Source organism: Pseudomonas sp. Pseusp97, assembly GCF_047304025.1.
Taxonomy (GTDB): Bacteria; Pseudomonadota; Gammaproteobacteria; order Pseudomonadales; family Pseudomonadaceae; genus Pseudomonas.
Map to the genome: position 1 here is coordinate 26598 of NZ_JBGLYK010000035.1, position 9382 is coordinate 35979.

9 protein-coding genes are annotated in these 9382 nt (G+C 68.1%); all 9 read right to left on the bottom strand.

Annotation, left to right across the window (positions count from 1 at the left end; all coding sequences use genetic code 11):
- Nucleotides 1-3: 3 nt before the first annotated feature.
- On the bottom strand, nt 4-612 hold the full coding sequence (locus ACCC94_RS09340; RefSeq protein ID WP_413349104.1) for a hypothetical protein: 609 nt from the start codon (nt 610-612) through the stop codon (nt 4-6).
- 587 nt (nt 613-1199) lie between these two features.
- Nucleotides 1200-1550, bottom strand: coding sequence for a VOC family protein (locus tag ACCC94_RS09345; protein ID WP_413349105.1), 351 nt, complete (start codon nt 1548-1550; stop codon nt 1200-1202).
- A gap of 38 nt (nt 1551-1588) precedes the next feature.
- Nucleotides 1589-2098: a hypothetical protein gene (locus ACCC94_RS09350; RefSeq protein WP_413349107.1), complete on the bottom strand. Its 510-nt coding sequence runs from the start codon at nt 2096-2098 to the stop codon at nt 1589-1591.
- Between the two features lie 135 nt (nt 2099-2233).
- A complete protein-coding gene (locus ACCC94_RS09355) occupies nt 2234-2878 on the bottom strand; it encodes a methionine ABC transporter permease (protein WP_413349109.1) in 645 nt (214 codons plus the stop codon).
- On the bottom strand, nt 2871-3932 hold the full coding sequence (locus tag ACCC94_RS09360) for a methionine ABC transporter ATP-binding protein (protein WP_413349110.1): 1062 nt from the start codon (nt 3930-3932) through the stop codon (nt 2871-2873). Before ACCC94_RS09360 ends, ACCC94_RS09355 begins: the two co-directional genes overlap by 8 nt.
- 358 nt (nt 3933-4290) lie before the next feature.
- The gene (locus ACCC94_RS09365; RefSeq protein WP_413349111.1) at nt 4291-5088 is read right to left on the bottom strand and encodes a MetQ/NlpA family ABC transporter substrate-binding protein; all 798 of its coding nucleotides are present in this window, start codon (nt 5086-5088) and stop codon (nt 4291-4293) included.
- 37 nt (nt 5089-5125) lie between these two features.
- On the bottom strand, nt 5126-6523 hold the full coding sequence (locus ACCC94_RS09370; protein WP_413349113.1) for an LLM class flavin-dependent oxidoreductase: 1398 nt from the start codon (nt 6521-6523) through the stop codon (nt 5126-5128).
- A gap of 232 nt (nt 6524-6755) precedes the next feature.
- Nucleotides 6756-7970: an SfnB family sulfur acquisition oxidoreductase gene (locus ACCC94_RS09375; protein ID WP_413349114.1), complete on the bottom strand. Its 1215-nt coding sequence runs from the start codon at nt 7968-7970 to the stop codon at nt 6756-6758.
- A gap of 9 nt (nt 7971-7979) precedes the next feature.
- Nucleotides 7980-9215 (bottom strand): SfnB family sulfur acquisition oxidoreductase, encoded by a 1236-nt coding sequence (locus ACCC94_RS09380; protein ID WP_413349115.1) that lies wholly within the window; start codon nt 9213-9215, stop codon nt 7980-7982.
- Between the last annotated feature and the right edge of the window lie 167 nt (nt 9216-9382).

Sequence of the window (9382 nt, forward strand, 5' to 3'; positions counted from 1 at the left end):
CGGTCACTGGCCGTCGGTGCGCCCGCCGACGGTGCGGTTGATGGTGCTCAGCGCGGTATTGAAACGTACCGTTTCGTTGAAGCTGCGGACGATGGCGCCGAAGCGCTCCTTGGCGTCCACCAACTGCTTGAAGCGTTCGGTCAGCTCGTTGTCCTTCTGCTGCAGCAGCGTCTCGCGGCCGTCCAGATCGGCATGGCGGATGCGCATCTGCGCCAGCTTGCGTTCCAGCTGTTCCTGTTCCGACTGCAGCACCTCGATGCGCTTGGTGGTGGCGCGGTCGCGGCTATCGACGGTTTCCGCCAGGGCTTGCAGCGTGGCGCTGCGCTCGGCCAGGACGGCGGCCTGCTGCTCTCCCTGGCGGGCCAGTGCGACCTTCTCCTGCTGCAAGCGCTGCTCCCATTGGCGCAGGGCTTCTTCCCGCTCGTTGAGCAGGCGTTCGCGCTCGTCCGCCAGTTCCTGGCGTGCGTCCAGTGTTTCGCGTTCCTTGATGGAATCCAGGCGTTGCTGCGACAGGCCCTGGGCCATGCCGGCCAGGGAGTCCAGGGTGCTCTGCACGTCCTGCAGCACGTTCTCGGTATCGCTGGCCTGCGCCGAGACGGCGGCCGCCAGCAACTGGTCGGCCTGGCCGAGCGGACCGTCCGAAGACGGCGCCGGCGTGCCGGCGGCTGGTCGTTCGCCTCGCGTTGCAGGGCTTCATCCAGCTCGTCGAGCTGCTCCAGGGTGTGCTGCGCGCTCTGCTGCTGCTTCAACGCGTAATCCGTGGCGCCGGCCGAGTAGGCGGACGCCTGGCTCGGCGCGGCGCCCAGGGCATCCGGTAGCTGGCCGGGCGGCAGGTCATAGAGTTGTGACAGGTGGTCCTGCGGATGGGCGAAGGGCTGCGGCTTGGGCTGGCCGGCGCCTTCGACGGGTTCCTTGGAATTGCGAATGCTCATGCGGATCTCCCGTGCTGTTCCTGGATAAGACGGCAAGCACCTGCAGCGGCGCCGCTGCGAGGTACTGGCAGCGCGGGGCGCGGGCAGGGACTGTCTCGGGCGTCGGGCTACAGGGTGCGTTTCAGGCTTCTGCCTAGCTGGCGGGAGCCGATTCCATCCGGCGCTGGGCGGCCTTGCGCGGCGGCGCCCAGAAGCAGTTTAGGTCGCCGCGGGCGGTTTGCCGGGAAAGTGCCGTTGCGAAGGGAGGCGGTGACGAGCGGTCAGCAGCTAACGGTGCTCCAGCACGTTGAGCAGCGTCCCCAGCGGGTCGCGCAGGAAGAAGCGCCGCACGCCCCAGGGTTCGACCGTCAGTGCGTAAGTGATCGGGTGACCGCCGCTGAGGGCGCGCTCGTGTACCTCGTCAAGATTGTCCACTTCGATGGAGAGCTCCGGCACTGGCGCGCCGGAGCCGCCTTCGCTGGCCAGGCTGAGCTGCGCGAGCGCGTTCTCGCCACTGGCGAGGGTGATCAGCCAGCCATGGTCCATTACCACGTCGAGGTCGAACAGTTCGCGGTAGAAGCGCGCGATTTCGGCAGGCTTGCCACTGGCAAGGTTGGCGACGATGCGGCGGACGGTCATGGCGGCGCTCCGGGAAGGGACGCCGCCAGCATAGACGGTCAGTGCGCCGGGCGCGCCGGTGGCATGCGGCGGCGGTGGATGCGGTAGAACTGGTAGAGCACGCCGATCACCAGCACCAGCAGCGCGACCATCACCGCTGTCTGCACGGGCGGGGAGTCCGGACCCTGGCCGATGGGGTTGGACGGCGGCAGGCGCGACAGGGATTCGTTGAGCGTGGGGATCATCATCAGGAAGAAGCTGAAGCTCATCGCCGCTGTTGCCAGGTATTCGCCCAGGCCACCCAGCGCGCTGATCCGCTGCGCATAGCTGCCCACCGCGAGGGCCACCAGGCAGAGGATGCCGATGGCGTGCCCGGCGTTGAAACCGCCGGTGCTGGACAGGCCGAACGCCGTCAGCACGCCGAGGATCATTCCGTAGACGTACCAGCGCCCGACCGGGCTGCGCGGATCGATGCGCCCCGCCTGGTAGAACGCCCACAGCCCGGCGACCAGCGGCACCAGGCTGATGGCGGTATGCACGATACCCAGGGTGGAAAGGGGGTTGGCCATGACAAACGCCTCCGCGGTTAGCACAGGGACGCCACGCATCCACGAGCTGCGCCGAGGCACGGAGGGGCGGGTGTGTTGTCAGGTTAGACGCAACCCGCGCAGAGGCGGGGCTGCGCCGAACTCAGCCGACGAACGTCACAGGCGCTTGTTGAGCCAGCGCGCCAGGCGGTCGCCGCCAAACTGGATCAGTGTCACCAGCGCGACCAGCAGGATGATCACGGTGAGCATCACCTGGGTGTCAAAGCGCTGGTAGCCGTAGCGATAGGCAAGGTCGCCGAGGCCGCCGGCACCGATGGCGCCGGCCATGGCCGAGGAGTTGATCATGGTCACCAGGGTGATGGTGAACCCGGCGACTATGCCCGGCCGCGCCTCGGGCAGCAGCACGTTCCAGATGATGTGCCGGGGCTGGCAGCCCATGGCCTGGGCCGCCTCGATCAGGCCATGGTCGACTTCCCGCAGGCTGACTTCGGCGATGCGCGCGAAGAACGGCGTGGCGGCGATGGTCAGCGGCACCACCGCCGCCCACACGCCATAGCTGGTGCCGACGATCAGCCGGGTGAAGGGGATCAGCGCGACCATCAGGATCAGGAACGGGATCGAGCGCAGCACGTTGACCACGCTGCCCAGGCTCTGGTTGACCAGGCGCGCCTGGAAGATCCCGCCGGGGCCGGTGGTGACCAGCACCAGGGCCAGCGGGATGCCCACCAGGAACACGATGGCAGAGGACGCGCCGATCATCAGCAGGGTATCGAGCAGGCCTTGCAGCAGGCGATCAGGCATGGGTGAGCACCTCCAGGCGGTCGGCGACCTCGCGGGCACGTTCGAGCAGTTGCGGGGCGCTGGCGGCGGGGGCGGCGACGCTCAGCAGCAGACGGCCGAGGGCGCGGCCCTGGATGCGCTCGATGCCGCCGTGCAGCAGGCTGACGCGGCTGCCCAGCGCCTGGGCGATGGCCAGCAGGTCCGGCTCCTGTTCGCGCACGCCGGTGTAGTGCAGGTCGAGGATGACTTCGTTGTCCGACGGATGCTCCAGGCGCGCCAGCAGGTCCGGCGGCAGGTGCTGTTGCAGCGAGCCGAGCAGGGTACGGCTGACCTCGTGCTGCGGATTGCCGAAGACTTCCCAGACCTCGCCCTGCTCGACAATGCGCCCGCGTTCGAGCACCACCACGCGGTCGCAGATTTCGCGGATCACCGCCATCTCGTGGGTGATCAGCACGATGGTCAGGCCCAGGCGGCGGTTGATGTCGCGCAGCAGCGCGAGGATCGCCTGGGTGCTCTCCGGGTCGAGCGCCGAGGTCGCCTCGTCGCAGAGCAGGATTTCCGGCTGGTGCACCAGCGCGCGGGCGATGCCGACGCGCTGCTTCTGGCCGCCGGAGAGTTGCGCCGGGTAGGCGTGGCGCTTGTCTTCCAGGCCCACGAGCTGCAGCAGTTCGTCCACCCGCTCGGCGATCCGCGCCCTGGGCACGCCGGCCACGCGCAGGGGCAGGGCGATGTTCTGCGCGACCGTCTTGGCCGACATCAGGTTGAAGTGCTGGAAGATCATCCCGACGCGACGGCGCAGGCCAACCAGTTGCTGGGCGTCGAAGGCGCCGATGTCCTCGCCGTCGATCAGCACCTGGCCGACGCTGGGTTGTTCCAGGCGGTTGAGGGTGCGGATCAGCGAGCTCTTGCCGGCGCCGCTGCGGCCGATGATGCCGAACACTTCGCCGCGGCGGACGGAGAGTTCGATGTCGCTCAGCGCCTCCACCGGGCCGTGGTGCCCGGCGTAGGTCTTGCCCAGCCCGCGCAGGGCGATGTGCTGGGCGGCGAGTTCGAGATTGCGGTTGAAGCTGACCATGGTGGGGGCCTGTTCTGTGGTTCGGAGCGGGGGCTTTTCCCCTCTCCCTGACCCTCTCCCTGAAGGGAGAGGGGACTGGTTCGGTGTGTTCGGGTGTATCGGTGCTATGGCCGGAGGCACCGGTGTGGCACCAATGTTCGATGTGCTGCGGACAGCTCCCTCTCCCTTCAGGGAGAGGGCGGGGGAGAGGGCTGTCGTTGGCGTAAGTGTTTCCGGTGCATTAATTCCAGGACCGTAGGTACGGTGACGGCGCGTGCTCTTCGTAGGAGCGGGGGGGGGGGGGGGCACCCCCCCCCCCCGGGGGGGGGGGGGGGGCCCCCCCCCCCCCCCCCGCTCCTACAGGCAGAAATCGGCGCGTTTACTGCCAGCCCGGCTGGTAGAGCGAGCCGTGGGCCTTGTCCAGCGCGGCGCGGACCTGCGGCGAATGCTGGTAGAGATCGACGAACTTCTTCAGCCGGCCGTCCGGGTCCTTGTAGTCGTCACGGGTCACGAACTGGATGACGTACTCCTTGTTCTCGATGCCGTCGAACAGCAGCGCGCTGTTCGGGTCGAGGGTGCCGGCCAGGCGGATGTAGTGCGGGTAGCCCTGGGCGAGGTCGACGTCGTCCAGCGCGCGCACCAGCTGGACGGCTTCCAGCTCGATGATCTGGATATGCTTCGGATTGGCCACGATGTCGTCCAGCGTCGCCTTGTAGCCCACGCCGTCCTTGAGCTTGAGCAGCCCGGCCTTCTGCAGCAGCTGCAGGCCGCGGCCGCCATTGATCGGGTCGTTGGCGATGGCGACCTTGGCGCCGTCGGGCAGGTCGGCGATGGCCTTGTATTTGGTCGAGTACAGGCCGACGTTGTTGATGATCCCCGGCGCGAACGCCTTCAGGTGCAGGCCGCCTTCGCGGTTGGCGTTTTCCAGGAATGGGGTGTGCTGGAAGTAGTTGGCGTCGATGTCGCCGTGGTCGAGGGTGATGTTCGGCGCGTTCCAGTCGGTAAACTCCACCAGCTCGACCTTCAGGCCCTGCTGGGCGGCTTCCTTCACCGCTACTTCCAGCGGCGGTGCGAAGGCGGCGGTGGTGCCCAGGCGCAGGGTGTCGGCGGCCTGGGCGAGGCCGGCGGCGAGGAGGCTCAGGGAGAGACCGAGGGACAGCTTGAAGCGTGCATGCATGGCAACGAATCCTTATGGGTTTAGACCTTGATGGCCCTTAAAGAGAGAAAGCTGGAGTCGCTCCAGTGGCGGTTGCCTGGCGGAAGCTCGCGCCGACGTGCCGGGCGGGCAGTCGGGCGCGGCCGGCGCCGAAGAGTTTTTCCCGCAGGGTGCCGTCCGCGTAGGCGGTCTTGTACGCGCCGCGGTTCTGCAGTTCGGGCACCACGAGGTCGATGAAGTCGGCGTAGCTTTCCGGCTCCACGCTGCGGGTCAGGTTGAAGCCGTCGAGGCCGGCCTCGTTGATCCAGCCCAGCAGCTCATCGGCGACCTGCACGGGGTCGCCCACCAGCGTGGTGTAGCGTCCGCCGAGGGAGAACTGTTCCAGCAGCTGGCGCACGGTGGCGTCGGTGCGGGCGACGGTCAGCGCCTTGGTGGCGGACTCGATGGCGTTGGTCTTCTCGTAGCGGATCGGCTCGTCCAGCGCATAGCGCGAGAAGTCGATGCCAGTGGTGCTGGCGAAGTGCGCAAGGCCGGCCTCGGCGCTGGCGAAGCGGCGGTACTCGGCGAGCTTGTCGCGGGCCTCGGCCTCGGTCGGCGCGACTATGACGTTGATGCCCATGAACACCTTGATGTCGTCGGCGCGGCGACCGGCATCCACCGCTGCCTGGCGGATGCGGTCCACCAGCACGCGGGTCGCTTCGCGGGTCTGCGCGGAGACGAACACGCATTCGGCGTGGCGCGCGGCGAAGGCGAGACCGCGGTTCGAGGCGCCCGCCTGGAACAGCAGAGGCGTACGCTGCGGCGAGGGCTGGCTGAGGTGGTAACCCTCGACGTCGAAGAACTCGCCGTGGTGACGGACCTTGTGCACCTTGCCCGGCTGCGCATAGATGCGGCGCTGGCGGTCGGCGAGCACCGCGTCGTCTTCCCAGCTGCCTTCCCAGAGCTTGTAGAGCACCTCCAGGTATTCGTCGGCGCGGTCGTAGCGGCGGTCGTGGTCGATCTGCCGGTCCTGGCCCATGGCGCGGGCGGTGCTTTCCAGGTAGCCGGTGACGATGTTCCAGCCGATCCGGCCATCGCTCAGGTGATCCAGCGTCGAGAGCCTGCGGGCGAACGGGTAGGGCGCCTCGTAGGTGAGGTTGGCGGTGACGCCGAAGCCCAGGTGCTCCGTCACGCCGGCCATGGCCGAAACCAGCATCAGCGGGTCGTTCACCGGTAGCTGGATGGCCTCCTTGGCGGTGAGCTCGATGCCGTTCTGGTAGACGTCGTAGACGCCGAGGATGTCGGCGAGGAACAGGCCGTCGAACAGGCCTTTCTCCAGCAATCGGGCGAGGTCGGTCCAGTGGCTGAGCTTGTTGAAGTCGCTGGAGCGGTCGCGCGGGTGGGTCCACAGGCCATGGTTGATGTGGCCGACGCAATTCATGCTGAAGGCGTTGAGGAGGATCTGCTTCTGGCTCATGGGAAGTCCTTGCGGCTGGCGCGCTGCGGACTGCTCCCGTAGGAGCGGTCCTTGTCCGCGATAGTCGGAGTGGCCGATGTGATTCGCGGATGAGATCCGCTCCTACGAAGGGCCGGCGCGGTGCACGATTGAGCACCCCTGTAGGAGCGGACCTTGTCCGCGATGGCCGGCGTGGCCGATGTGATTCGCGGATGAGATCCGCTCCTACGAAAAGCGTGTACGGTGGGGGGCATCAGATGGTCCCCCGGCGCGGCGGCAGCTGGTCGTTGAGGTAGTAGTTGCCCACCGCGAAGTACTTCCAGCGTGCCGGGTCGTGCAGGGTGTGCACGCGGGCGTTGCGCCAGTGGCGGTCCAGGCCCAGCTCGGCGAGGCTGGCGCGGCTGCCGCCCAGTTCGATCAGCTTGGAACCGGCCAGCAGCGAGACCTCGGTGGTGATTGCCCGTGCCTCGGCTACGGCGATGGAAGCGGCGGCAACGCTCTCGGCGGTCGGCTCGGCGGTGGCGGCATCGAGCACGCGGCCCGAGCGGTCCAGCAGCGCTTCGGCGGCGTGCAGGCGGATCGCCAGGCGGCCGATTTCATTGATCGCCAGCGGGTCGTCGCTGGCCTTGTCCACGCCCGAATCGATCCACGGCCGCGCCTTCTCGCGCAGGAAAACCAGCGCGTCTTCATAGGCACCGCGGGCGATACCGGCATCGATGGCGGCATGCAGTATCTGCGCGAAGGGGCCGACCGTGGTGGGGCGCTCGAAGGCGCTCTGGAACGGCACGATGTCGTCCGCGCTCACCGGCGCGCCATCGAACACCACGCTGCCGCTGCCGGTGGTGCGCTGGCCGAAGCCGGACCAGTCGTCGATCACCTCCACGCCCTGGCTGTCGCGCGCGATGAAGGCGAACTGATGGACGCCGTCGTCATCGATCACCAGGGTCGGAATGCGCTGCGCATAGAGCGCGCCGGTGCAGTAGAACTTGCGCCCGTGGATGCGCAACTGGCCGTCCTCGCGCTTGAGCCGGGTAGTGCGGTCGTGGGCGGTGCGCGTGCCGATTTCCGCCAGCGCGTTGCCGAAGCGCACACCGGCCAGCACCTCGGCGAACAGGCGGGCTTTCTGTTCTTCGCTGCCGTTCACCCGCAGCAGTTCGACGGCGTAGAAATGGTTCTGCGGAATCTGCCCCAGCGAGCCGTCGGCGGCGGAGATGATGGCGATCACGCGGGCCACCGTGACGCGGGAAACCCCTGCTCCGCCGTATTCGCGAGGCACGGTGATGCCCCACAGGCCGGAGCGGCTGAAGCGCTCCAGTTCTTCCCACGGCAGGCGGCGTTCGCGGTCACGGGCGATGGCGCCCTCGCGGAAGTCGGCGGCCAGGGCACGGGCGACGTCGAGGGCTTCGTCGTCGCTGCGGATGATGTGGATGGGACTGCTCTGCAGCGGAGATTGTACGAGGCTGTTCATCGGCGCTCCTCAGATCCAGGAATGACGCGCCGGACGGGCGCCGTTGAGGTGGTAGGCGCCAACCGCCTGGACCTTCCAGCGCACCGGGTCGTGCAGGGTATGCACGCGGGCGTTGCGCCAGTGGCGGTCGAGGTTGAACTCGGCGAGGGTGGCGCGGCTGCCGGCCAGTTCGAAGAGCTTCTCGCTGGCGGCCAGGCTGATCTCGGTGGTCAGCACCTTGGCCTCGGCAACGGCGATGGAGGCGCGGGCGGCGGACTCGTCGTCGATGGGCCGCGCGCTCACTTCGTCGAGCACATGGCCGGCGCGCTCCAGCAGCGCCTCGGCGGCATGCAGTTCGACCTGCAGGCGCCCGATCTCGGCGATGGTGAAGGGCTCTTCGCTGGCCTGTTCGACGTTCGCATCGATGAAGGGGCGGGTGCGCGTGCGGATGAACTCGATGGCGTCTTCCAGCGCGCTCGCCGCGATGCCGGCATCGATGGCGGCCTGGATCAGTTGCGACACGGCGCCCTGGATGTTCGGCACGTCGGCCAGGCGTCCGTTGTGGATCACCAGCGAAGCGGCGACGGGGGCGTTGTCCAGCAGCACGGTGCCGCTGGCAGTGGTGCGCTGGCCGAAGCCGGACCAGTCGTCGACGATGCGCAGGCCTTCCACGCCGCGTTCGACGAAGCCCATCACCGCGCGGCCTTGTTCATCGATGGCCTTCACCGCGACCCAGTGGGCGAACAGTGCGCCGGTGGAGTAGAACTTCTCGCCGCTGACGCGGAAGTTTTCGCCGTCGCGAACCAGCCGCGCCTTGAGTTCCAGGGTGTTGCGGGTGTTGCGCTCGGGGCCGGCATTGCCGATGCGCCGACCGCCCAGCACGCCGCCGAACAGCACGCGCTTCTGCTCCTCGCTGACGACGTTTTCGATGACGTTGAGCAGGCCGAACTGGTTCTGCGGAATCTGCCCCAGCGCCGGGTCGGCGGCGCAGATCACGCGGAAGACTTCGGCCACGGTGGCGTAGGAGACCTGCGCACCGCCGTACTCGCGGGGAATGCTGATGCCGCCCAGGCCAAGCGCGGTGAAGTGCTCCAGCTCGCGCCAGGGCAGGCCGCGCTCGCGGTCGCGGGCGGCGGCTCCGGGTTTCGCCAGGCGGGCCACTTCGTGGGCGGCGTCGATGGCCTGGGCGTCATTGTCGATGCGGCGCGCCGGGAGTTGCCGGGGCGCCTGGTCACGAAGGTCCTTGGGTGCGGATTCGTTGGTCATGCGGTTTCCTGTGGTTGTGGAGCAGGAAATTCCTTTCCTTGGGAGCTCTTTGTAGGAGCGGGCTTTCTAGCGCACCAGGTTAACCACGGGTGGTCAGGGTGGAAAGCGTTAGCGAGCAAGCGGGCGCCTAAAGGTCGAGTGCGCGGTGAGGCGGGGAGGGGGCATAA